Raw genomic sequence first — 23,847 nt, forward strand, 5'->3', positions numbered from 1 at the left:
TGACCGACCATCAGAGACCCCCCACCAGTTCGGCGGCGGCGCGTTCCAGCGCGTCGTCCGGCAGGACACCCAGCAGGTCCGCCGGGACGCCGCCCAGCCACCGGTTGCCGCCCAGCCACCAGTCGGCTGCCCCCCAGGGGTCACGGTCCGCGCGGAGCAACACGTTGATCCGGCGGACCACCGGCAGCGGTTCGGCCGTACCGGGCTCGAACTGGAAGCGGGGGTAGCGGATACCGCGCTCGGGGTCGCGCAGCCGGATCAGTCCGGCGGTCGCGTCCCGGCCGTCCGGCGGGGCCTGTCGGGCCTCGGTCAGCGCGGTGTGCTCGGTCTCGGACAGGGCGGGTGCGGCGAGGAGCCGGCGGCGGGCGGTCCGCAGCAGTTCGGCGGGGTCGGGCGGCGGGGTGCCGAGGACGCCGAGAACGGCGTCGATCGTGGTGAGGCTGGGGAGTTCCCGGGTGGCGGCGGCGTAGCGGTGCCCGCCGAGTCCCTCGGAGACGGGGTGGTCCGGCGGCAGCGCGGACAGGGTGCGCTTCAGGCGGCGCACGGCGCGGGCGACGGCCGTCGGGTTCCCGGCGGCGGTCTCCTCCCGCATCTCCCGCAGGGAGCCGGACAGTTGGCCGAGATCGTCCTCGTCCAGCCCGGTGATGACGGTGGTCCAGTGGTTCTCCAGGAGCCGGAGCAGTTCCTCCGACGTCATGCGCGCTCTCCCTTCTGCTGCCGGGCGGAGGCCGGTGCCGGGTTGCCGTGGTGGACGAAGGCCGCCCAGGTGTCCGGCCGGTCGCGGAAGTCCTCGGTGAGCCGCCGGACGGCCGAGATGTTGTCGAGCGCCGGGACGGGCGGGCGCTCGTCCGGCGGGGTGAGCATCCAGCGCTGGGCGGCGCGCAGCGCGTCCGGCGGCGCCAGGCCCTTGGCCAGCGCGTCGTGCAGGACGAGCATGAGCAGCTCGGACCGCATGTCGTCGACCTTCCACCGGGAGCCGATGGCGTCGGCGGCGAGCCGGTGCACCAGCACCGAGGTGACGGTCAGGGCCTCGTCGTGGTCGCGGGTGGTGAGGTCCGTCTCGCAGCCGCCGCACACCACCAGGGGCCCGGCGGAGCGGAAGGCGTCGCCTTCGGCGGGTGCCTCCAGCAGGGTGCTCAGCGTCAGCTCCCCGCCGGTGCCGTCCGGTTCGCCACCGGCCAGCCGGAGGGCGGACCGGGTGGGGTCCGGCCCGGCGAGCCCGTGGCAGGCGAGGTGCACCAGGGAGGCGGGGGCGGCGGACCGGCCGCCGAGCAGCGCCAGGACCGTCTCGGGGGTGGCGGGGTCCTCGTCGGGGCGGTGGACCACGGCATCGGGGTAGTGGACGTCGGCCAGCGTGTCTATCTCCTCCTCGGCCCACGCCAGGTCGTCCGCCCCGTGGAACACCAGGGCCGGCCGCTCGGCGAGTGTCATGCGGCGGCGGGCGGCGGCACGCAGGAACTCCCGGCCGGAGGCGGCGTGGGTGAGCACGGCGATCTCGCAGGCCCGGACGGGACGCCTGGTCCCGTACCCGCCGGGCACCGGGAGAACGGCCGCCTGCCACGGCACGACGCCCAGATCACCGCAGGGCACGATGACGAGACGCACGGCATCGGTCCGCCCGCCCCCGGCCCGACCGGCACCGGCGGACCCGTCCCACCGGCTGGACCCGGCCGAGTCACCGTCCCGCGGGTCCGCGCCGGTCAGGTCACCGTCGCGCAGGGCCGAGCCGGCCGAGTCACCGTCCCACGGCCCCGACCCGGCGGAGGCGCCGCCTCCCAGGCCCGACTCGGTCATGGCGCGGCCCCACAGGTCGAGGTGGGTCAGCGCGGGGCCGAGTACCTCGCCGGCCCATGCGCACAGGTCGTCCAGGGCCAGCAGCCAGCGTCGCTCGGCGCACTCCTCCTCCTCCGGCTCCTCCTTCGGGCCGGTGCCGGTGGCGGCCTCCAGGCGCTGCCGGTCCGCGCCGGCCGCCAGATAGTCCGCGACGGGCCCGCGCCCGTCGGAGGCCAGGCCGGGCAGCGGCAGCACCGTGACGGGTCCGTCGCCGGTGACCACCAGCACGGCCCCGTCCGGACCCTCGACGCCGGGCACCAGGTACAGCAGCGCGTCCGCTCCCGACTCCCGCAGCCCGGCGCGCAGATCGCTCACGGAGGCGAGCACCGGATGCACATCGGCCCCGTCCCGCCCCCGGAGGACGTCCAGCGAGCGGCGCCGCAGGTCGCCGGGCAGGTCGGGAGCACCGGCGCCCGCCGCGGAGAGCATCTCCAGCGGAGAGCGGTCCCGCAGGTCGCCGAGGGTGTCCGGGTCGGCGGAGAGGCCCAGGAGCGAGTGGTCCCCGCTCTCCCAGGCGGACTCGGCGGCGCCCCGCCAGCGCTCGGCCAGTTCGCCCTCTCCGAGGGCCGCCAGCCGGTCGGCGACGCCCGCGGAGACGGCCGCCGCGCCGAGCACCAGGGACCGGCCCGCCTCCAGGCACCCGATCGCCTCGTCGGTGAGCCCGGCGCGCAGTGCCCAGAAGGCCGCTCTGCGGCCCCGGTCGGCCGCCGCGCGGGCGATCCGCAGACCGCGGCCGACGCCCTGCTGGAGCAGGACGTCGTCGGCGGAGAGCCGCAGCGAGGTGCGGGCCAGGCCGACGGCGGCCCGCAGTTCGTCGGTGGCGTCGGGCGCGCCCGCCCGGAGGGTGGCGCGCTTGGCGCGCAACGCGGCCAGGTCCCAGGTGAGCCCGGCAGCGCCCGGCCCGCCGTCGGGCAGTTCGGCCAGCGCCTGCGTCAGCTCGGCGACCGCCTCGTCCAGTGCCGCGGTGTCGCCGGTCAGCAGGTGCAGGGTGTCCAGGGCGAGAGCGATGCCGCCGCGCGCTCTGGAGCGGAAGTCGGAGGTGAAGCCGGTGTTCTCCAGTGCCGCCCGGGCGCGTCGTACGCCCTCGGCGATACGGCTCGGGTCCGACTCGATGATCGCTGTCAAGGTGAGCAGCGGGGCCCAGGTGATGTCGAGGAGGCTCTGCATGACCGGCATGTCCACCGAGGTCTCCACGGCCCGCTGGAGGTGGTGCACGGCCGCTCGCAGGTCGGTGACCCGGTCGTCCGCCGTCGTGTCGAGCACGACCCGGCCCAGATAGGCGGTGCCGAGGACGAAGCCGGTCAGGACTCCGGTCCACTCCTCGGCGGCGTCGTAGGTCTCGTCCAGTTCCAGTTCGCACATGGCGTCGATGACGTCCTCGACCGCTGCGACGTCGCCGCGGTGCAGGGCGGCCGTCAGCCGCACATGGAGCCGGACGGTCTCTCCGCACAGGCGCAGGGTGGCGGCGACGGGGCTGCTGGGGTCGCCGTCCCACCGCTGCGCCTCGAACAGGTCCCGGGCCATGTCCTCGTCCGACAGGCTGCCGCCGGTGAGGGCGGCGGCGATGAGCAGTCCGGGCACGACGACGCGCAGCCACTCGCCGTGTGTCCGGGTGTCGAGTTCCCCGCCCGCCGACGCCTCGTGCATCAGCCGGAGCGCCTCCCGGAACCCTTGCATGTCGCCGGTGCGGGTGGCGAGGGCGACGTGGACGAGCGCGGCCACCATCCTGGACGGCAGGGGGGCGCCGCCCTCCTGCCCTTCGGTGTCCGGCGTGCCCGACAGTTCGGCGAGGAGCCGGGACACGTCCGCGGGGTCCACCGTCCCGGGTGACATCACCTCGGCGAGGGCGAAGTACTGGGTGAGGGTGTGCCGGAGCTCCGCGGACGTGTCGACGTCGTCGGCCGGTGCCTCACCGGTCGCGTCCGGCCGGGGGGACGCGGCGAGGGACCGCTCCATCTGGCCGAGGATCCACGGCAGGCTGTTCAGCGGCGGCGGCAGCGTTCCGCTCGCCATGGTGCCGACGAGCCGCTGGGCCCCGCGGACGAGCGTGCCGGTGTCGCCGGCCAGCAGCGCGTCGGTCATCTCACCGAACGCCTCGAAATTGTCGCGCAGTTCGGGGGTCAGCCGCGGGTGTCCCCGTTCCAGCAGCAGCCGGGCGAACAGCGCGCTGTCCTCCACGATGCCCGAACCCCCCTGGGCGAGGGGGGTGCCGAGCGCGGCCAGGGACAGGGCCCGGTCGACGAACCACTGGTCCGCGGGGCCGGCCGTCACCTCGCGGTTCAGGCGCACCAGCCGCGACCCGACCAGAGCCATCAGATCCCGGTGTGCGGCCTGCCGTTCATCCTCGTCCAGCAGGGCCGACACACGGGCTTCCGTCAGCAGCGGCAGCGCTCGCTCCCGGTCGGCCGGGTCGCCCGCCAGGACGAAGCGCGCGGCCCGGCACCGGCCGAGCCGTGCCGCCACCGTGGCGGCCGTCCCCCGATCGCCCTCGGTATCCGCCAAGTCGGCTTGCAGCGACTCCAGTTCGGCTGTCAGGGCGTCGAGCGCGGGTCCGCGTATCCCCTCGTAGGACTCCGGTTCGACCGGCACGGAGACACCGTCCGTGCGTGCGAGTGCGGCGGTGGTGCGGTCGGCCTCGGATACGGGCCCGGCTTCGGTCATGCGTCATCCCCTCCGCCGCTCATGGTGCCCGTTCCGGCGGTCCGGCGGCCCGGTCCGGCGCACCTCTCCGGCATCCTGCCGGACAACGCCCGGCCACCGGCCGGTTTCCGCCCGATCCGTCGTGGCCCCGGGGGGTGAGTTCGGATCCCGGCCGCGACGGACGACCGCTCGGGGTGCGCCGGGGGACGACGGCTCAGCCGGCATTTCGGGGCCCGCTTCGGGTGGCGGGGCTCAGCCGGCGCGCAGACCCCGGTCCGAGGCCAGTGTCAGGGCCAGGTACAGCACCAGGGAGGTGCCGAGGCCCACCGCCCAGCCGTAGTCGGCGAGCGGGGCCAGCGCGGGGATCGGGCGGCCGTCGGTCAGGGGTTTGAGGCTCGCGCCGCCGAGCGCGAGGACACCGCCCGCCGCGAACGCGACCACCGCCCGCCAGTTCCAGCCGCCCGCGTACCAGTAACGGCCGCCCGCCCGGTAGAGGTCGGCGAGATCGAGGCGGGTGCGGCGCAGCAGCCAGTAGTCGGCGACGAGGATGCCCGCCACCGTGCCGAGCAGCCCGCCGACCAGGCCGAGCCAGGTGAAGATGTAGCCCTGCGGGTCGGAGTACAGCTTCCACGGGAAGATGAGTACGGCGAGGACGGCGGTGATCAGTGCGCCGGTCCGGAAACTCACCTTCCTGGGCGCGACGTTGGAGAAGTCGAAGGCCGGCGAGACCAGGTTGGCGGCGATGTTGACGGACAGGGTGGCCACCAGCACGGTGACCAGGGCGTAGAGCAGGCCGACCACGTTGTCGGTCTTGGCGGCGAGCTGGACCGGGTCCCAGACGGGCTCGCCGTACACGGCCTGCGAACCCGAGGTGACGAGCACGGAGAGGAAGGCGAACAGGGTCATGGTGGTCGGCAGGCCGAGTGCCTGGCCCCAGGTCTGCGCCTTCTGGCTCCTGCCGTAGCGGGTGAAGTCGGGGATGTTCAGCGACAGCGTGGACCAGAAGCCGATCATGCCCATGAGGGAGGGCCAGAACAGCTTCCAGAAGTCGCCGCCCCAGCCCAGCCTGGACGGCTGGTCGAACAGCGGGCCGACGCCGCCCGCCTTGCCGCTCATCCACCACAGCATCACGAAGGCGCCGACGAGGACGAAGGGCGCGGCCCAGTTCTCGAAGCGGCGGATGGTCTCCATGCCGCGGTGGATGATGGCGACCTGGATCGCCCAGAAGATCGCGAACGACAGCCACATGGTCCAGGCGTGGCCGCCGAGGTGCGAGGCGTTCGACCAGCCGTCGCCGATCAGCTTCCCGGCCAGGAAGTAGATGGCCTCGCCGCCGATCCAGGTCTGGATGCCGAACCAGCCGCACGCCACCAGCGCCCGTACGACGGCGGGCAGGTTGGCGCCGCGCACGCCGAAGGAGGCGCGGGCGAAGACCGGGAAGGGGATGCCGTACTTGGGGCCCGCGTGCCCGGTGAGCAGCATCGGGGCCAGCACGATCAGGTTGGCGAGGGCGATGGTGAACACGGCCTGCTTCCAGTCCATGCCCACCGCGATCAGCCCGGAGGCCAGGGTCCAGGAAGCGGTGTTGTGGGCCATGCCGACCCACAGCGCGGAGAAGTTGTACGTCGTCCAGGTGCGCTGCGCCGCGGGGACGGGGAGCAGGTCCGCGTTGGCGTAGGGGCCGCTGGGCGGGGGCGTGCCGGGGGCGAGTTCCACGCGCCCGTCGGGAAGGGTGACCTGGCCGGATGTCGGTATGGCCGGGGGAGCGGTGTCGGTCATGGGCTGGCCAATCGGGGAGAGGCGGACCGGGCGATGCCGTGCGGGCACCAGCCCCCTCCCCGGGACGGCGGGGAGGGGAGACCAAGGGGGGCGTGGGGGCTCGGGGAACGGGGTCAGGCGTTGACGGCGGGGATCACCTGCGTGCCGTAGGCGTCGATGGTGGCCTCCTGGGCGTCGTGCATGTCGTACACGGCGAACTGGTCGACGCCCAGCTCGCGCAGCGCGTTCAGTTTCTCGATGTGCTTGCGGGGCGGGCCGATGAGGCAGAACCGGTCGACGATGTCGTCCGGTACGAACGCGGTGTCGGGGTTGTCGGCGCGGCCGTGGTGGGAGTAGTCGTAGCCCTGGCGGGACTTGATGTAGTCGGTGAGTTCGTCGGGTACCTGGGCGGAGTGCGCGCCGTACTTGGCGACCAGGTCGGCCACGTGGTTGCCGACCATGCCGCCGAACCACCGGCACTGGTCCCGGGCGTGGGCGAGCGCCTCGGGCGAGTCGTCCTCGGTGACGTACGCCGGGGCGGCTACGCAGACCGTCACCTCGGAGGGGTCACGGCCGGCGGCCACCGCCGCGTCCTTGACGGCCTTCACCATGTACTCGGTGAGATACAGGTCGGCGAGCTGGAGGATGAATCCGTCGGCTTCCTCGCCGGCCATCTTGAGCGCCTTGGGGCCGTACGCCGCCATCCACACGGGGAGCCGGGCGTCCGGCTTGATCCACGGGAACTTCACGACCGTGCCGCCGAGGTCCGCCTCCTCGCCGCGGCCGAGGGCCCGGATGACCTTCATGGCCTCGCTGATCCGGGCGAGGGTGTTGGGTTTGCGGCCGGCGACGCGCATGGCGGAGTCGCCGCGGCCGATGCCGCAGACGGTGCGGTTGCCGAACATGTCGTTGAGGGTGGCGAAGGTGGAGGCGGTCACCTCCCAGGTGCGGGTGCCCGGATTGGTGACCATCGGGCCGACCGTCAGCTTCCGGGTGTTCGCCAGGATCTGGCTGTAGATCACGAACGGCTCCTGCCAGAGCACGGCGGAGTCGAAGGTCCAGCCGTAGCGGAAGCCGTTGCGTTCGGCCCGTTTCATCAGGCTGACGACGCGGGAGGCCGGCGGGTCGGTCTGCAGGACGAGTCCGAAGTCCATGGGCGCCACTCCTAGTTGAGGTACTGACAGGTGGAGCGCGGGGTGAAGACGCCGTGCCCGGCGTGTCCGGTGTACTCCCGCTGGTCGATGACGACCTCGCCGCGGGACAGGACCGTCTCGACGCGGCCGGTGACGCGCCTGCCCTCGTACGCCGAGTAGTCGACGTTCATGTGGTGCGTCTCGGCGGACATCACCTGCTCGGCGTGCGGGTCGTAGACGACGACGTCCGCGTCGGCGCCCGGGGTGATGGTGCCCTTCTTCGGGTACAGGCCGAACATGCGGGCCGGGGTGGCGCAGGCGATCTCGATCCAGCGCCGGCGGGAGATGTGCCCGTCGACGACGGCCTGGTGGAGCAGGTCCATCCGGTTCTCCACGCCCGGCAGCCCGTTGGGGATCTTGGAGAAGTCGCCGCGGCCCAGCTCCTTCTGGCCGGTGAAGCAGAAGGGGCAGTGGTCGGTGGAGACCACCTGGAGGTCGTTGGTGCGCAGGCCCTTCCACAGGGCGGCCTGGTGCTCCCTGGGCCTGAGCGGTGTGCTGCACACGTACTTGGCGCCCTCGAAGCCGGGCTCGGCGAGGTTGTCGGTGGACAGGAACAGGTACTGCGGGCAGGTCTCGCCGAAGACGTTCAGTCCCTCGTCCCGGGCGCGTGCCAGCTCGGCCACCGCCTCCGCGGCCGAGACGTGCACGACGTACAGGGGCGCCCCGGCGACCTGGGCGAGCCGGATGGCGCGGTGGGTGGCCTCGGCCTCCAGCAGGGCCTTGCGCACCTCCCCGTGGTAGCGGGGGTCCGTCTCTCCCCGGGCCAGCGCCTGCTCGACCAGCACGTCGATCGCGATGCCGTTCTCGGCGTGCATCATGATCAGGCCGCCGTTCTCGGCGGAGCGTTGCATGGCCCGCAGGATCTGTCCGTCGTCGGAGTAGAACACGCCGGGGTAGGCCATGAACTGCTTGAAGCTCGTCACCCCCTCCTCGATCAGCAGGTCCATCTCCTTGAGCGTCTCCTGGTTCACATCGGAGACGATCATGTGGAAGGCGTAGTCGATCGCGCAGTTGCCCTCGGCCTTGGCGTGCCAGGCGTCCAGGCCCTCGCGCAGGGTGCGGCCCACGCTCTGCACCGCGAAGTCCACGATGGTCGTCGTGCCGCCCCAGGCGGCGGCCCGGGTGCCGGTCTCGAAGGTGTCGGAGGCGAAGGTGCCGCCGAACGGCAGCTCCATGTGGGTGTGGCCGTCGACGCCACCCGGGATGACGTACTTCCCGGTGGCGTCGATCACGCGCTCGGCGGTGAACGCCTCGGCGGCCGGGGTGCCGGAGGCGGCGAGGGCGGCGATGCGGCCTTCCTCGATCAGGACGTCGGCGTGGATCTCGTCCGACGCGGTGATGACGAGACCACCACGGATGACGGTGCGGCGGTTCATGGGCCCTCTCCTTCGTGATCATCTGCGGATGCGTCGTGGCTGAGCGCGTCCGCGCGGCGGTGGCCGCACATCGAGCACTGTCCCGCTCCCCCGCGGGGCGCTTCTACGGTGCCGTCAGCGGCCCGTAGGCTCCCGGCGCCCGGTCGCGGTAGAACTGCCAGCGGTCGCGGACCTCGCGGAGTGCCGCCAGGTCCAGGTCGCGGACGACCAGTTCGGTCTCCTTGTCGCTCGCCACCTCGCCGACGAACCGCGCCTCCGGGTCCACGAAGTACGTGGTGCCGTAGAAGTCGTTGTCGCCCAGGTCCTCCACGCCGACCCGGTTGATCGCGCCGACGAAGTACTCGTTGGCGACCGCCGCCGCCGGCTGCTCCAGCTGCCACAGGTAGCGGGACAGGCCGCGCGAGGTGGCCGAGGGGTTGAAGACGATCTCGGCTCCGGCGAGGCCGAGCGCCCGCCAGCCCTCGGGGAAGTGGCGGTCGTAGCAGATGTAGACGCCGATCCGGCCGGCGGCGGTGTCGAAGACGGGCCAGCCGCTGTTGCCCGGCCGGAAGTAGAACTTCTCCCAGAATCCCTGCACTTGGGGGATGTGGGTCTTGCGGTACTTGCCGAGGTAGGAGCCGTCCGCGTCGATGACAGCCGCGGTGTTGTACAGGACGCCGGGCTGCTCCTCCTCGTACATGGGCAGGACCAGGACGATGCCCAGCTCGCGGGCGAGGGTCTGGAAGCGCCGGACGGTCGGGCCCTCCGGGATGCGCTCGGCGTACTCGTAGAACGCCTTGTCCTGGACCTGGCAGAAGTAGGGGCCGTAGAACAGCTCCTGGAAGCAGAGGACTTGGGCGCCCTGGGCGGCGGCGTCGCGGACCGCCTGCTCGTGGACCTGGATCATGGATTCCTTGTCGCCGGTCCAGGCGGTCTGGAAGAGGGCGGCTCGGATCACTCGGCTCATCGGGACCTCCGGTAGCTCGGTGTGCGGTGAGCCTAGGAAGCCCGGGCGGCCGGTTCGACGGGCAGCGTGTCACGTCCGGGGGTGGTCGGCGTGTCACCGTGTCACGTGTGCGCGGTCCCATGTTTCACCGCCGTTGTCGCAGGTCGTCGCATGTTTCACCCCTGTTGCGCGTCGTGCGCGAGGAGCGCGATGTGCACGGAGGCCGCCTGTTCGAAGTCGTCCAGGTCGACTCCGAGGCGGCCCTGTATCGCCTCCAGGCGGCGGTAGAGGGCCGGGCGGGAGACATGGTGGAGCTGGGCGGTGCGGGACTTGTTGCGGCCCGTCGCCAGATAGGTCCGCAGGACGTTCAGCAGCTCGGGTTCGGCCTCGCACAGCAGCCCGTCCAGCTCGCGCTCCGCGAACGACTGCACCTGCGGGTCGTCGCGCAGCAGCCGGATCAGCCCGCGCAGATGGACGTCCTTGAGGCGGACGACGTCCGGCAGGTCCAGGGCGGCGAAGGAGCCGGCCACGGCGTCCGCGACGTGCTGGGCCTCGCGCAGTCCGGCGGGCACGTCCTCCCAGCCGGTACGCGGGCCCGCGGCGGCGACCACGGCCGGCGCCCCGGCCCGCAGCCGGGCCGCGAAGTGCGCGGTGAGCGCTTCGGCGTCCTGGTCACGGGCGAGACTGAGCAGCACGGCGGCGGCCCCGTCGGCGAGTTCGGCGACGATGCCCGGCAGCCCCAGCAGGCGGAGCACCCGGTCGAGCCCCTCCGGGCTGCGGTCGCGGACGACGAGCGGGACGAAGGTGCGCCGGTTGACCGGCAGTCCGGCCGCCCGGGCCCGCGGCAGCAGTTGCCGGGCCGGTACGACCCCGGAGACGAGGTCGGTCAGCAGGCTCTGCGCGGACTGCTCCTCCCAGCTGTGCGCGGAACCGCCGCCGAGCATCCGGTGCAGCACCAGGGCCTCGGCCCCCCGGTCGGCGAGCAGCCGCCCGGTGGCCGGCTCGCCCCGGTAGCCGCACAGCAGCAGCCGGCCCCATCGCTCCCCGCGTCCGCCCAGTTCGGCGTGGACCCAGCCGTCGCCGGCGCCGGCGGCGCTCGCCTGCCGGGCGATCCGCTCCCAGTCGCGCAGCACGTCGTCCACCGCTGACCGCTCGCCCGCCGTGCCGAGGACGCGGTGGGCGAGATTGGTGACCACGACCGGGCAGCCGCTGTGCCGGGCGATCTCGTCGAGCAGCCGTTGCAGCGGGGCGCCGGCCGTGATCAGTCCGGTGAGGGCGGTGCGCACGGTCTCCGACAGGCTGATCGCGGCGTACTTCCGCCGTACCAGCCGGGACTGCACCTCCTCGGTCAGCTCGGCGAAGGGGAAGGGCCGGTGCAGCACGACCATCGGCAGCCCGCACCGCTCGGCCGCCCGGCGCATCACCTCGGGCGGAGCCGGAAAGGCCCGCCCGAGGCCGAGGACGACGGCCGCCGCCTCGGCCCGGTGCAGGGACCGGATGTACTCGGCCTGCCGGGTCTCGTCCCCGGCGAGCAGCACACCGGTGGTGAGGACCATCTCGCCGCCGCTGAGCATCACGCCGACGTCGGCGGCCTCGGCGACATGCACCCAGCGCACCGGTCGGTCGAGCTGTCCGGCACCGGCGACGACCTCGGGCTCCCCGGCGAGCACCCGCTCCAGGGCCAGCACCTGGCGCACGGAGAGGACGGGTTCGGGCGGCGGCGGACCGGCGTGCCGGAACTCCGGGGTCGTCGTCATGGCCGTACACCTGTTCTCTCGTACCTGCTCCCCCACGGCGCGGTGCGGGCGCCTCAGCCGTTCTCGTAGGGGCTGCGCAGCGCGCGTTCCAGGATCGCCGCGCCCTCCTCGGCCTCGGCGACGGTCAGCGAGAGCGGCGGGGCGATCCGCAGGGCGCTGGTGTCGTGTCCGCCGCCCTTGCCGATGAGCAGCCCGCCCTCCCGTGCCGCCTCCAGCACGGCGGCGACGGCCCGCGGGTCGGCCTTGTCCGTGCCCGGCTCGACCAGCTCGACGCCGATCATCAGGCCGCGTCCGCGCACCTCCCGCACCCCGGGCAGTTGCGCGGCGACGGCCCGCAGCCGCTCGATGAGCAGCCCGCCGACGCGCCGGGCGTTGCCCTGGAGGTCGTGTTCGAGGAGGTAGGCGAGGTTGGCGAGACCGGCGGCCATGGTGATCTGGGTGCCGCCGAACGTGGAGATGCTGTTGGCGTCCAGGCAGTTCATGATCTCGGCGCGCGCGATGACGCCGCCGACGGACATGCCGTTGCCGATGCCCTTGGCGAAGGTGACGATGTCCGGCGGGCCGCTGCGGGCGTGCGCCTGCCAGCCCCAGAAGTGGTCGCCGGTGCGGCCCCAGCCGGTCTGCACCTCGTCGGCGATCCACAGGATCCCGTGGGCGTTCAGCACCTCGCGGAAGGCCGCGTACAGCCCGTCGGGCGGCGAGGTGAACCCGCCGACGCCCTGCACCGGTTCGGCGATCAGCGCGGCCGGCGGCCGGGTGTGGCCGAGGACGTCCTTCAGGTCGGCGACGCAGGCGTCGATGAACGCGCGGTCGTCGAGAGCGGCGAACGGCCCCCGGGTGCGCACACCGCCGTGGACGTACAGGGTCTGCAGCGGGGACAGGGAGGTCGGTGACCAGCCGCGGTTGCCGGTGATGCCGACCGCGCTGAAGGACCGGCCGTGGTAGCTGTTGCGCATGGCCAGGACGGTGTTGCTGCGGCGGTGGGCGGTGGCGAGCAGCAGGGCGGTGTCGTTGGCCTCGGTGCCGGAGGTCGTGAAGAACACGCGGGCGTCCGGGATGCCGCTCAGCTGGGCGATGCGTTCGGCCAGTTCGACCATCGGCCGGTTGAGGTAGAGGGTCGAGGAGTGGATGATCCGGCCGGCCTGCTCGCCGACCGCCTTGGTCACCTCGGGCAGCGCGTGCGCGGTCATCGTGGTCAGGATGCCGCCGAAGAAGTCCAGGTACCTGCGTCCCGCGGAGTCCCAGACGTGCCGGCCCTCGCCGTGGGTGATCTCGATCGGGTCGTCGTAGTAGAGCGCCAGCCAGTCGGGCATGACCCGGCGGTGGCGGGAGGCGAGGTCGTTCACGGCTGCACCAGCCCTTCGTAGGCGTCGGGGCGGCGGTCGCGGTAGAAGGCCCACTGCTGCCGCACTTCCTCGATGAGGTCGAAGTCCAGGTCGCGGACGAGGAGTTCCTCGGTCTTGTCGCTGGCCGGCTCGCCCTCGAACTGCCCGCGCGGGTCCACGAAGTACGACGTTCCGTAGAAGTCGTTGTCGCCGTACTCCTCCTGGCCGATCCGGTTGATGGCGGCGACGAAGTACTCGTTGGCGACGGCCGCGGCGGGCTGTTCCAGCTGCCACAGATGCGCGGACAGGCCCCGGTGGGTGGCCGAGGGGTTGTAGACCAACTGGGCTCCGTTGAGTCCCAGTTGCCGCCAGCCCTCGGGGAAGTGCCGGTCGTAGCAGATGTAGACGCCGACCTTGCCGACGGCGGTGTCGAAGACGGGCCAGCCCAGGTTGCCCGGCTTGAAGTAGTACTTCTCCCAGAAGCCCTTGACCTGCGGGATGTGGTGCTTGCGGTACTTGCCGAGGCAGGTCCCGTCGGCGTCGATCACGGCGGCGGTGTTGTAGTAGAAGCCGGACTGCTCGACCTCGAAGACCGGGACGACGATCACCATGCCGGTCTCGCGGGCCAGCTCCCGCATCCGGCGGACGGTCGGCCCGTCGGGCACGGGTTCGGCCCAGCGGTAGTGCTCCGGTTCCTGGACCTGGCAGAAGTACGGGGCGTTGAAGACTTCCTGGAACCCGATGATCCTCGCGCCCCGGCGGGCCGCCTCACGGGCGTGCTCCTCGTGTTTCGCCACCATGGACTCGGTGTCGCCGGTCCAGGTGGCCTGGACCAGAGCGGCGCGGACGACGTTGGCCATGAGCTGCTCCTTCGACACGACGTCAGAGCCTCTACGCCCGTAGAGCAGGCCGTAGAGGCACGAACGTAAGCCTCTGCGAGTCCCTTGCCAAGACCATCGTCGTCAACCCGCGGAGTCGATCACGTTTCACACTCCTGTGGGTGAGCGGATCCGCCGGCCGGGGGGCGGACCGGGGCAGACCGGGACGCCGTCGGCCGGCCTCGGTCACGGCGCGTACCCCGCGACGCGCAGTGCGTGCACGAGGTCCCAGTGCCGTTCGGCGGAGACGCCGAGCGCGGCGTCCAGCAGCAGCGGAACCAGCCGCCCGGGTTCGACGGCGGCACACCGGGCGGCCTCCTCGGGCGTGCGGACCCGTACGCAGGCGTCCAGCAGGGCCCGCAGCTCCCTGTCCCGCCCCTCACCGGCCAGCTGGAGCACGGCCGCGCCGATCTGCTCCGCGGGCCGCGCCACGCCCTGCCGCAGCATCTGCCGCCCGTCGTCGTCCCGCCCGGCCGCGGCGAGCGCGTCGGCGGCGGCGGCCAGCCGTTCGGCGGGCAGCGCGGCGGCCTCCCACAGCAGGGTGGCCCAGTCGGCGCCGAGCCCGGCCCGGTGCAGGGCGTCGGCGAGCAGCGGCAGCCGGCCCACGGGCCATCGCGCGGCCTCGGCCAGCAGGACGTGCGCTTCTCCGCTGCGCCCCGCGGCGCGCAGCCGCGCCAGCCGTGCGACGGCTCCGGCGACCGCCGCGCCGGCCTCCTCGTCCACCACCGGCGCCACCGCCTCGGCCACCTCCGCGACCCCGGCGAACCGGGCCCCGCGGGGCGTGCGGCGTCCACCGCCGGCCTCCGGCGCACCCGAGGCCGCCTCGGGCACGACGACCGGGGCGACGACCGGGGCGGCCCCGTCCCCGTCGGCGCCCCCGGCGAACCGCGCGCCGCCGCGCCGCCGTTTGCGGGGTTTCGCGGGAGCGCCGGGTGAGGCGGGGGTGCCGGGTAAGGCGGGGTCGCCGCCGGGCGGGACGGGGGCGCCCGGCGAGCCGGTTCGGGGCGCCGGGGGCACCGCCGCGACGGCCCGCGTGCCCTCCTCGGCGTAGGAGGTGGCCCGGGGGGCGGTGGCGGCGGTCCGGGCGGCGTACGGGGCGGCGGGGGCGGTCCGGACGGGGTGCGCGGCTTCCTCGGCGGGCACGGGTGGCGCACCGGTGGCCTGGGCCGTACGGGCGTGGTCGCCGGGCCCGCTCGCGGGAGCGCCGGCCGGGTGTGCGGGTGGGGCGACGGAGTCGGCAGCGGCGCCGGGCCGCGGCCCGGCCGCCCGGTCGGGGGGCGCGGGCGAGGTCGCCCCCGGGGGCGGTCCCGCCTGCCGTCGCCGGTCCGACTCCGCCAGCCGGGACCGGAGTTCGGCGCAGCGGGCCGTGGCACGGGCGTGGTCGTCGCGGGCCCAGGCCAGATCGGCTCGGAGGGATTCGGCCTCCGCCACGGTCGTCGGCGCGGAGAGCAGCCGGTTCAGCTCGGCATGGCGTTCCGCGGCGTACCGCTGCTCGCGGAGCATGCCGTCGAGCCGGTCGAGCAGTATTTCCCGGGCGCCGGGCCGGGCGTCGTACGCGGTGAGCGCGGCGGCGTGCAGCGCGCGGGCCCGTTCCCGCTCGGCCGTCGCGGCGGCGGGACCGTACGTCGCGCCGAGGTCCTCCAGCAGCGCCTCCACCACGTCCCACGGCGGCACCTCGCGCCCGTCCAGGCAGGCGCGCATGCCCTCGGGGTCCCGCTGCCAGAAGACGCCGCTCCAGCCGCCGCGGGGATCGAGACGCGCCAGCAGGGCGTCCAGGTAGCTCGCGAACTCGCTTACCCGACCGGGGAGTTGTTCCACAGCCATCGCCCAGCTCCTGCCCGACCGCCAGTGCTCCGTCCGGTAGGCAACACCAGTCGTGTTACGGGCTTGCTACGGAGAGTTTTCCGGCAGCGCGCGGAGACCTCAGACGGGCACCAGGGCGCACCGTGCGACCAGTTCGTCCATGGACAGGCCGAGGACGCTCGCCAGCGCGGCCACGGTGAAGAACGCCGGTGTCGGCGCCCGCCCCGTCTCGATCTTGCGGAGCGTCTCCGCGGAGACGCCCGCCTCGGCGGCGACGTCGGCCATGCTCCGGCCGCCGCGCGCCTCGCGCAGCAGTCGCCCGAGCCGCTCGCCGCGCTCGCGCTCTTCGGGGGTGAGGGGGGTGCGCACCATGCCCCCATTCTGCCCTCCGCTCGACCCCATTAAAATACCGGTATAGTAATTGGCATGATGGAACTGAAGACGGAGACGTCGATCGACGCGATGCACGCGGCGGGCCGAGTCGTGGGACGCGCCCTGACGGCCGCACGAAAGGCCGCGGGCGTCGGCGTCTCACTGCTGGAGCTGGACGAGGTGGCCCGGGAGGTGCTGCGCGAGGCGGGCGCGTCCTCCCCGTTCCTCGGCTACCGCCCCTCCTTCGCCCCGACCCCCTTCCCCGCGGTGATCTGCGCCTCGGTGAACGACGCGATCGTGCACGGCATCCCCACCCGCTACCGGCTCCGCGACGGCGACCTGCTCTCCCTCGACTGCGGCGCCGCCCTGGACGGCTGGGTCGGCGACTCGGCGGTCAGCTTCGTGGTGGGCCGCCCCGACCCCGCGGACCTGCGGCTGATCGAGACCGCCGAGCAGGCACTGGCGGCGGGCATCGCGGCGGCCGTCGTGGGCAACCGCATCGGCGACATCGCCCATGCCGTCGGCCGGGTCTGCCGCACGGCCGGCTACGGCATCCCGCAAGGCTTCGGCGGCCACGGCGTGGGACGCCGTATGCACGAGGAGCCCGAGGTCCCGAACGAGGGCCGGCCCGGCCGCGGCCTCCCGCTCCGCCCCGGCATGGTCCTCGCCATCGAGCCGATGCTGATCTCCGGCGGTACGGACGCCTACCACGAGGCGGGCGACGGCTGGACCCTGAGGACGACGGACGGCTCCCGCGCGGCCCACGTCGAGCACACCGTGGCGATCACCGAGGACGGCCCCCGGGTGCTGACGGCGAGGGAGACCCCCTGAGGGACGCGGGCCCGGCCGGCCGCGGACGCGCCCCGCGTCCGCGGCCGGCCGGACCCCGCCCACGGCCGCCGGACGACGGGCGCCCCTCCCCCGCAGGCGAACATGCCCACCCCCACAGATCGTGACATCGTGGGCATGAGCAACCCGCCCCCGGGTTACCCGGCCGCTCCGCATGTCATCAGCGAAGGAATCTCGCCATGACCAACGGCTACCCTCCTGACCCCTTCGGCGAATTCATGGCCCGCTTCTTCGGGGGTCTCCCCAGCAGCGGCGGAGCGCAAGGGCCGCGCCACATCGACATCGGCCGTCTGCTCAGCCAGCCGGCCCGGGAGCTGGTCAGAGGAGCGGCCCAGTACGCCGCCGAGCACGGCAGCCGGGATCTGGACACCCAGCACCTGCTGCGGGCGGCCGTGTCGAAGGAGCCCACCCGGAGCCTGCTGAGCCGGGCGGGCGCGGACCCCGACTCGCTCGCGACGGAGATCGACGACCGCGCGGGCCCGGTCCAGCACCAGCCGGGCGAGGCCCCGCCGCCGACCTCGCTGTCGCTGACCCCGGCCGTCAAGCGGGCCCTGCTGGACGCGCACGACATGGCGCGGTCGAGCGGCGCGGGATACATCGGCCCGGAGCACGTGCTGAGCGCGCTGGCCGCGAATCCGGACTCGGCGGCCGGGCACATCCTGCACGCGGCCCGGTTCTCGCCGGGCGCCCTGCCTCCCGAGACCCCGGAGGCCACGCAGCCCCGCCCGGAGCGGCAGCGGCCGACCGGCACGCCGACCCTCGACAAGTACGGCCGCGATCTCACCGAGGCGGCCCGGCAGGGCCGGATCGACCCGGTCATCGGACGGGACACGGAGATCGAGCAGACCATCGAGGTGCTGTCGCGGCGCGGCAAGAACAACCCGGTCCTGATCGGTGACGCGGGCGTCGGGAAGACGGCCATAGTGGAGGGGCTGGCCCAGCGGATCGCCGACGGGGACGTGCCCGACGTCCTGGCCGGGCGCCGGGTGGTCGCCCTGGACCTCACCGGTGTCGTGGCCGGCACCCGCTACCGGGGCGACTTCGAGGAGCGGCTGAACAACATCGTGGAGGAGATCCGCGCCCACTCCGACCGGCTGATCGTCTTCATCGACGAGCTGCACACCGTCGTCGGCGCCGGTTCCGGCGGCGAGGGCGGCGCGATGGACGCCGGGAACATCCTCAAGCCCGCCCTCGCACGGGGCGAGCTGCACATCGTGGGCGCGACCACGCTGGAGGAGTTCCGCCGGATCGAGAAGGACGCGGCGCTGGCCCGCCGGTTCCAGCCGATCCTGGTGCCCGAGCCGACCGTCGAGGACACGATCGAGATCCTGCGCGGGCTGCGCGACCGGTACGAGGCCCACCACCAGGTCCAGTACACCGACGAGGCGCTGGTCGCCGCCGTGGAGCTGTCCGACCGGTACCTCACCGACCGGCGGCTGCCGGACAAGGCGATCGACCTGATCGACCAGGCCGGCGCCCGGGTGCGGCTCGGCGCGCGGACCAAGGGCACGGACGTGCGCGCGATGGAACGCTCGGTCGAGCAGCTGGTCCGGGACAAGGACCAGGCGGTCGCGGACGAGGACTACGAGCAGGCCAAGCAGTTGCGCGACCGGATCGGCGAGCTGAAGCGGCAGATCGTGGAGGCCAGCAACGAGGACACGGCCGACGAGGGACAGCTGGAGGTGACGGCGGAGGCCATCGCCGCGGTGGTGTCCCGGCAGACCGGCATCCCGGTCAGCCGGCTGACCCAGGAGGAGAAGGAACGGCTGCTCGGGCTGGAGGAGCATCTGCACCAGCGGGTGGTCGGCCAGGAGGAGGCCGTCGCCGTGGTGTCCGAGGCGGTGCTGCGGTCCCGCGCGGGGCTGGCGAGCCCGCACCGGCCGATCGGCAGCTTCCTCTTCCTCGGCCCCACCGGCGTCGGCAAGACCGAGCTGGCCCGCGCGCTCGCCGACGTGCTGTTCGGCAGCGAGGACCGCATGGTCCGCCTCGACATGAGCGAGTACCAGGAGCGGCACACGGTCTCCCGGCTGGTGGGCGCCCCGCCCGGCTACGTCGGCCACGAGGAGGCCGGGCAGCTCACCGAGGTGGTGCGCAGGCACCCGTACTCGCTGCTGCTGCTGGACGAGGTGGAGAAGGCGCACCCGGACGTCTTCAACATCCTCCTCCAGGTCCTGGACGACGGCCGGCTCACCGACTCCCAGGGCCGGACGGTGGACTTCACCAACACGGTCATCGTGATGACCAGCAACCTGGGCTCGGAGGCGATCATCCGGCGCGGTGCCGGGATCGGGTTCGGGCCGGGTGGCGCCGAGGCCGACGAGGAGGCGCGGCGCGAGCAGATCCTGCGTCCGCTGCGCGAGCACTTCCGGCCGGAGTTCCTCAACCGGATCGACGAGATCGTGGTCTTCCGCCAGCTGACGAGCGAGCAACTGCGGCGGATCACCGATCTGTTGCTGGAGAGCACCCGGCGGCTGATGGACGGACAGGGCGTCACCGTGGAGTTCACGCCCGCCGCCGTGGACTGGCTCGCCGAGCGCGGCTATCAGCCGGAGTACGGCGCCCGGCCGCTGCGCCGCACCATCCAGCGGGAGGTGGACAACCAGCTGTCCCGGCTGCTGCTGAACGGCACGGTCACCGAGGGCGGCCGGGTCACGGTGGACGCCCGGGACGGGCGGCTGGACTTCCGCGCGGAGGAAGCGCAGCCGCCCGCGCCCGAACTCTGAGCCGCGGGCCGCGGTGGTGGCCGTCAGGGCGCCGGGTTCACCACCATCGCCGAACCGCCGCCGCGCCGTACCTTCTCGGCGGCGGCCAGCCACTTCCCGTTCGGCAGCCGCTGCACACCGGTGGCCGCGCCGATCTCGGGATTCAGGCTGAAGGAGTGCCCGATGGCCTCCAGGCGCCCCCGCAGTTCGCTGTTGTACAAGCCCGGCTCCAGCTCGGTCCTGGCGGCGTTGCGCTGGCTGGCGCGCGGTGCGGCGATGGCGTCCACCAGGGGCAGGTGCCGGTCCAGGAAGCCGGTGAGCGTCTGCAGCACGGTGGTGATGATGGTCGCGCCGCCGGGCGAACCGAGCGCCACCACGGGCTTGTCGTGCCGGTCCAGGACGATCGTCGGCGAGATCGAGGAACGCGGGCGCTTGCCCGGGCCCGGCAGGTTCGGGTCGTGGACGGCCGGGTTGGCCGGGGCGAAGGAGAAGTCGGTCAGCTCGTTGTTGAGCAGGAAGCCGCGGCCCGGGACGGTGATGCCGCTGCCGCCGGTCTGCTCGATGGTGAGCGTGTAGGCGACGACGTTGCCCCACTTGTCGGCCACCGTCAGGTGGGTGGTGTTCTCGCCCTCGTACGTCGTGGGAGCGGCCGTGCCGCCCTTGCCGCAGGCGGCGGGGTGGCGGGGGTCGCCCGGGGCGAGGGGGCTGGTGAGGACCGCGTCGTCCTTGATCAGGCAGGCCCGCGAGTCCGCGTACCGCTGCGACAGCAGCTGCTTGGTGGGCACGTCCTCGAAGGCGGGGTCGCCGACCCAGCGTCCGCGGTCGGCGAAGGCGATCCGGCCGGCCTCGATGTAGTGGTGCAGGTACTGCACCTCACTGGCCTTCGACAGGTCCGTGTTCTCCAGGATGTTAAGGGCCTCGCCGACCGTGGTGCCGCCGGAGGAGGAGGGCGCGATGGAGTACACGTTCAGGCCGCGGTAGGACGTCCTGGTGGGCGCCTGGAGCTTGGCCCGGTAGACGGCCAGGTCCTTCTCGGCCAGCTTGCCGGGGCGCGCGTTCCAGCCGGAGGCGGGGTCCACGGGCGGGTGTTCGACCGTGTTGACGATGTCGTCGCCGATGTCCCCGCGGTAGATCGCGTCGACGCCCTTGCGGCCCAGCTCCTCGTAGGTGCGGGCGAGTTCGGGGTTCTTCAGGGTGGAGCCGACGACGGGGAGCCTGCCGTCCGGCAGGAACAGCTTCGCGGTGTCGGGGAAGTAGCGGAACCGCGTCTCGTTGGACGCGGTCTGCGAGCGGAAGGTGTCGTCCACCGTGAAGCCGTCGCGGGCTATCCGCTCGGCCGGCTTCAGGACGGTGCCGAGGCTTCTGCTGCCCCACTCGTCCAGCGCCCGCTGCCAGGTGGCGGGCGTGCCCGGGGTGCCGACGGCGAGGCCGCTGCTGACGGCGTCGGCGAAGGCGAGCGGCTTGCCGTTCTCGGTGAACAGGTCGGAGTCCGCGGAGAGCGGCGCGGTCTCGCGGCCGTCGATGGTGTGCACGGTCCGGGACCCGGCGTCGTAGTAGACGAAGTAACCGCCCCCGCCGACACCGGCGGAGTAGGGCTCGGTGACGCCGAGCGCGGCGGCGGTGGCGACGGCCGCGTCCACCGCGTTGCCGCCGCGCTTGAGCACCTCGATGCCGGCGGCGGAGGCGTCCGCGTCCACGCTGGCGACCGCACCGCCGTAGCCGACGGCCACGGGAACCTTGGCGGTCGCCCCGCCCGTCGTCGCGGCGGGCGGCGCCGCACCCACCGACACCACGGCGGCCGAGACGGCCAGAACCGCCAGTTTCCGCGTACCAGGGCGACCCATGCGTACCTCCCGTCGGGACAGTCCGCGCAGCGTAACCAGTTGTGTGCTGTACCGACAGTACGCCCCGGGACTTATTCACACCACGTCACAGATCGAACACAGGTACGTAATGATCGCCCGGGGCCGCTAGCATGCGCGGCCATGAACGACGACGTGCGCAACATCGTCCTGGGCGTCATCGCCGCGGGCGTCTCGGCCGCGCTCGGCTGGGTGTCCCGGACGTATCTGTGGAAGCGCCGGCTGCGGCGCAAGCAGGTCTTCTTCGGACTGCCGGACCACTCCGAGTCGCTGATGGTGGTCAACCACAAGGCGGGCGGACCGGAGTTGGCGGTGATGCGGTACGACGTGTTCGCCCTGCTGGAGCTCGCGGCACTGATCAAGGACTGCAACGCGCGCGCCCAGGTCGTGGCGCACGACGCCGCGCGGCAGGGCTTCGGCGAGCGCACGGAGTTCTGCGTCGGCGGGCCGTACTCGAACCGCCGGACGGCGGCCCACCTCTCGTCGCTGCTGCCGGGCGTGCGGATGAACGTCGAGACCGACGCGGGGCCGGAGCAGGGCAGCCTGCGGATCGGCACCGAGGAGTACCGCATGGACCGCGGCCGGAGCGAGTACGTGCTGCTCGCCCGGCTCACCGCGGGCGGGCAGGCGAACTCCCGCCCGGTGTTCCTCTTCTGCGGCCAGCGCGCCATCACCAACCAGGCCGCCACCCGCTATCTCGCCCGCCACCACGAGCGGCTGCACCGCAGGCACGGCACCGGCCCGTTCGTCCTGCTGCTGAAGGTGGTCAACTCGCAGGCGTACGGGCCCGACGTGGTCGAGCTGGTGGCGGACGTGACGCGGACCGCGCTGCGCCCGCCGCCGGAGCCGGCATCCGCGGACGCCGCCTGACCGTTCAACAGTCCCGCGCGTCAACAATCTTTACCCGCACGTAACTTACCGACGGGTTACTTGCGGTAAGAGGGCACGGTTACCGTCGGGTCACTTTGCACTGTCACGAGTGAAGGAGTGACCCATGGGACCAGGTCGCACCGCTCTGCACGCCTCCGCCGCCGGAGCCGTCTCGGCGGCACTGATCGCCGGCACCGTCGTCGGTCTGGCGCCGGCCGCCGAGGCCGCCCCCTCCGTCCGCTTCGTGGACATCGCCGGGGACGGCGGCACCGCGCTGAAGGCCAACGTCCTCACACCCGAGGGCGCCGACGGCTCGCACACCTACCCGCTCATCGTGCTGCCCACGAGCTGGGGCCTGCCCCAGGTCGAGTACCTGGCGCAGGCACAGAAACTCGCCGACTCCGGCTATGTGGTGCTCAGCTACAACGTGCGCGGCTTCTGGCAGTCCGGCGGCCAGATAGAAGTGGCCGGTCCGCCCGACATAGCGGACGCCTCCAAGGTCATCGACTGGGCCCTCGCGCACACCCCGGCCGACCCGGACCACGTCGGCATGGCGGGGGTGTCGTACGGCGCCGGCATCAGCCTGCTCACCGCCGCCCACGACAAGCGCGTCAAGGCCGTGGCCGCGCTCAGCGGCTGGGCCGACCTCATCGACTCGATCTACTCGGGCCGCACGCAGCATCTCCAGGCGGCGGCCGTCCTGGACGGCGCGGCCACGCTCACCGGCCGCGAGAGCCCCGAGCTGCGCCGCATCTTCGACAACCTGTACGCGTCGAACCTGGACAAGGAACAGGAGATGATCGACTGGGGGCGGAAGCGTTCCGCCATGACCTATGTCGACCAGCTGAACAGCAACGGCGCCGCCGTCATGCTCGCCAACGCCTGGGGGGACACGGTCTTCCCGGTGAACCAGTACGCCTCGTTCTACGAGAAGCTGACGGTCCCCAAGCGGCTGGAGCTGCGCCCCGGCGACCACGCGACCGCGGAACTGACCGGCCTGTTCGGACTGCCCAACGACGTGTGGACGGACACCGAGCGCTGGTTCGACCACTACCTCAAGGGCGCCGACAACGGCGTCGACCGCGAGCAGCCGGTCCGGCTGAAGTCCCGTGGCGCGGGGGGATACGAGGGCTACCCGGACTGGAAGTCGGTCACCGCGACCCGGAAGAAGCTGGCGCTCGCCGGCTCGACCACCCTCCACACGAACGTCGACTCCGGCGCGGACGGCGGTGTCGTCTTCCTCTCCAGCATCCTGGACCAGGTCGCCCAGCTGCCGCCGGTCGCCTCGATGCCGCTGCTGCCGCGGCGCTGGGCGGCCGTCTGGCAGTCGGAACGGTACGGCAGCGCCCAGCGGGTACGCGGCACGGCCCGCCTGCACACCACGCTCACCCCGACCGACGAGAGCGGCACCCTCGTCGCCTACCTGTACGACGTGGGCCCGCTCGGCATCGGGAAGCTGGTCACGCACGCGCCCTACAGCTGGCACGGACGGACGCCCGGCGAACCGATCGCCGTCGACCTGGACCTGTTCTCCACGGCCTACGACGTGCCCGCCGGGCACCGCCTCGCGCTGGTGGTCGACACGGTCGACCCGCTCTACGCCGAGCACAACCCGTCCGGCGCGCAGCTGACCTTCTCCTCACCCGCGGACGACCCGTCGTACGTGTCCGTCCCACTCGGCGAGCAGTGATCTCCGGCTGCCGC

Annotated in this window: 16 protein-coding genes; 4 read left to right on the forward strand and 12 right to left on the reverse strand. The window is 73.1% G+C overall.

Features of this window, described 5'->3' with window-relative positions:
• Positions 1-10 precede the first annotated feature (10 nt).
• The 11 genes from ACZ7KF_RS09565 to ACZ7KF_RS09615 all read right to left on the reverse strand — a co-directional run bounded on the left by ACZ7KF_RS09565 (position 11) and on the right by ACZ7KF_RS09615 (position 15,860).
• On the reverse strand, positions 11-697 hold the full coding sequence (locus ACZ7KF_RS09565; RefSeq protein ID WP_471070764.1) for a hypothetical protein: 687 nt from the start codon (positions 695-697) through the stop codon (positions 11-13).
• Positions 694-4,494, reverse strand: a complete 3,801-nt coding sequence (locus tag ACZ7KF_RS09570; RefSeq protein WP_471070767.1) for a CHAT domain-containing protein — start codon at positions 4,492-4,494, stop codon at positions 694-696. The genes ACZ7KF_RS09565 and ACZ7KF_RS09570 overlap by 4 nt, the downstream gene beginning before the upstream one ends.
• Before the next feature lie 231 nt (positions 4,495-4,725).
• Positions 4,726-6,252, reverse strand: coding sequence for an NCS1 family nucleobase:cation symporter-1 (locus tag ACZ7KF_RS09575; protein WP_471070770.1), 1,527 nt, complete (start codon positions 6,250-6,252; stop codon positions 4,726-4,728).
• Positions 6,253-6,365: 113 nt separating this feature from the next.
• Positions 6,366-7,385 (reverse strand): TIGR03842 family LLM class F420-dependent oxidoreductase, encoded by a 1,020-nt coding sequence (locus ACZ7KF_RS09580; RefSeq protein WP_471070773.1) that lies wholly within the window; start codon positions 7,383-7,385, stop codon positions 6,366-6,368.
• Positions 7,386-7,396: 11 nt separating this feature from the next.
• Positions 7,397-8,800, reverse strand: a complete 1,404-nt coding sequence (gene hydA, locus ACZ7KF_RS09585) for a dihydropyrimidinase (RefSeq protein ID WP_471070776.1) — start codon at positions 8,798-8,800, stop codon at positions 7,397-7,399.
• Between the two features lie 103 nt (positions 8,801-8,903).
• Positions 8,904-9,746 (reverse strand): nitrilase-related carbon-nitrogen hydrolase, encoded by an 843-nt coding sequence (locus ACZ7KF_RS09590; protein ID WP_471070779.1) that lies wholly within the window; start codon positions 9,744-9,746, stop codon positions 8,904-8,906.
• A 155-nt stretch (positions 9,747-9,901) separates the two neighbouring features.
• Complete coding sequence (locus ACZ7KF_RS09595) at positions 9,902-11,482, reverse strand: PucR family transcriptional regulator (protein WP_471070782.1); 1,581 nt, start codon at positions 11,480-11,482, stop codon at positions 9,902-9,904.
• A 53-nt stretch (positions 11,483-11,535) separates the two neighbouring features.
• Complete coding sequence (locus ACZ7KF_RS09600) at positions 11,536-12,795, reverse strand: aspartate aminotransferase family protein (protein ID WP_471070979.1); 1,260 nt, start codon at positions 12,793-12,795, stop codon at positions 11,536-11,538.
• Positions 12,796-12,824: 29 nt separating this feature from the next.
• On the reverse strand, positions 12,825-13,667 hold the full coding sequence (locus ACZ7KF_RS09605) for a nitrilase-related carbon-nitrogen hydrolase (RefSeq protein ID WP_471070785.1): 843 nt from the start codon (positions 13,665-13,667) through the stop codon (positions 12,825-12,827).
• Between the two features lie 204 nt (positions 13,668-13,871).
• Positions 13,872-15,509: a hypothetical protein gene (locus ACZ7KF_RS09610; protein WP_471070788.1), complete on the reverse strand. Its 1,638-nt coding sequence runs from the start codon at positions 15,507-15,509 to the stop codon at positions 13,872-13,874.
• A gap of 99 nt (positions 15,510-15,608) precedes the next feature.
• Positions 15,609-15,860: a helix-turn-helix domain-containing protein gene (locus ACZ7KF_RS09615; protein ID WP_471070791.1), complete on the reverse strand. Its 252-nt coding sequence runs from the start codon at positions 15,858-15,860 to the stop codon at positions 15,609-15,611.
• 54 nt (positions 15,861-15,914) lie between these two features.
• On the opposite strand from ACZ7KF_RS09615, the gene map reads away from it, so the two are divergent.
• The gene (map, locus tag ACZ7KF_RS09620; RefSeq protein ID WP_471070794.1) at positions 15,915-16,691 is read left to right on the forward strand and encodes a type I methionyl aminopeptidase; all 777 of its coding nucleotides are present in this window, start codon (positions 15,915-15,917) and stop codon (positions 16,689-16,691) included.
• A 197-nt stretch (positions 16,692-16,888) separates the two neighbouring features.
• Positions 16,889-19,432 carry an ATP-dependent Clp protease ATP-binding subunit gene (locus ACZ7KF_RS09625; protein ID WP_471070797.1) on the forward strand — a complete coding sequence of 848 codons (2,544 nt, stop codon included), beginning with the start codon at positions 16,889-16,891 and terminating at the stop codon, positions 19,430-19,432.
• Between the two features lie 23 nt (positions 19,433-19,455).
• Here the strand turns inward: ACZ7KF_RS09625 and ggt are convergent, their stop codons facing one another.
• Complete coding sequence (gene ggt / locus ACZ7KF_RS09630; RefSeq protein WP_471070799.1) at positions 19,456-21,255, reverse strand: gamma-glutamyltransferase; 1,800 nt, start codon at positions 21,253-21,255, stop codon at positions 19,456-19,458.
• Positions 21,256-21,396: 141 nt separating this feature from the next.
• Here ggt and ACZ7KF_RS09635 point away from each other — a divergent pair, with 141 nt between their 5' ends.
• Both ACZ7KF_RS09635 and ACZ7KF_RS09640 read left to right on the forward strand, forming a co-directional pair.
• Positions 21,397-22,143 carry a hypothetical protein gene (locus ACZ7KF_RS09635; protein WP_471070802.1) on the forward strand — a complete coding sequence of 249 codons (747 nt, stop codon included), beginning with the start codon at positions 21,397-21,399 and terminating at the stop codon, positions 22,141-22,143.
• Between the two features lie 124 nt (positions 22,144-22,267).
• A complete protein-coding gene (locus ACZ7KF_RS09640) occupies positions 22,268-23,833 on the forward strand; it encodes an alpha/beta fold hydrolase (protein ID WP_471070805.1) in 1,566 nt (521 codons plus the stop codon).
• Positions 23,834-23,847 lie beyond the last annotated feature (14 nt).

The sequence above is a fragment of the Streptomyces sp. NPDC038200 genome (assembly GCF_055600785.1).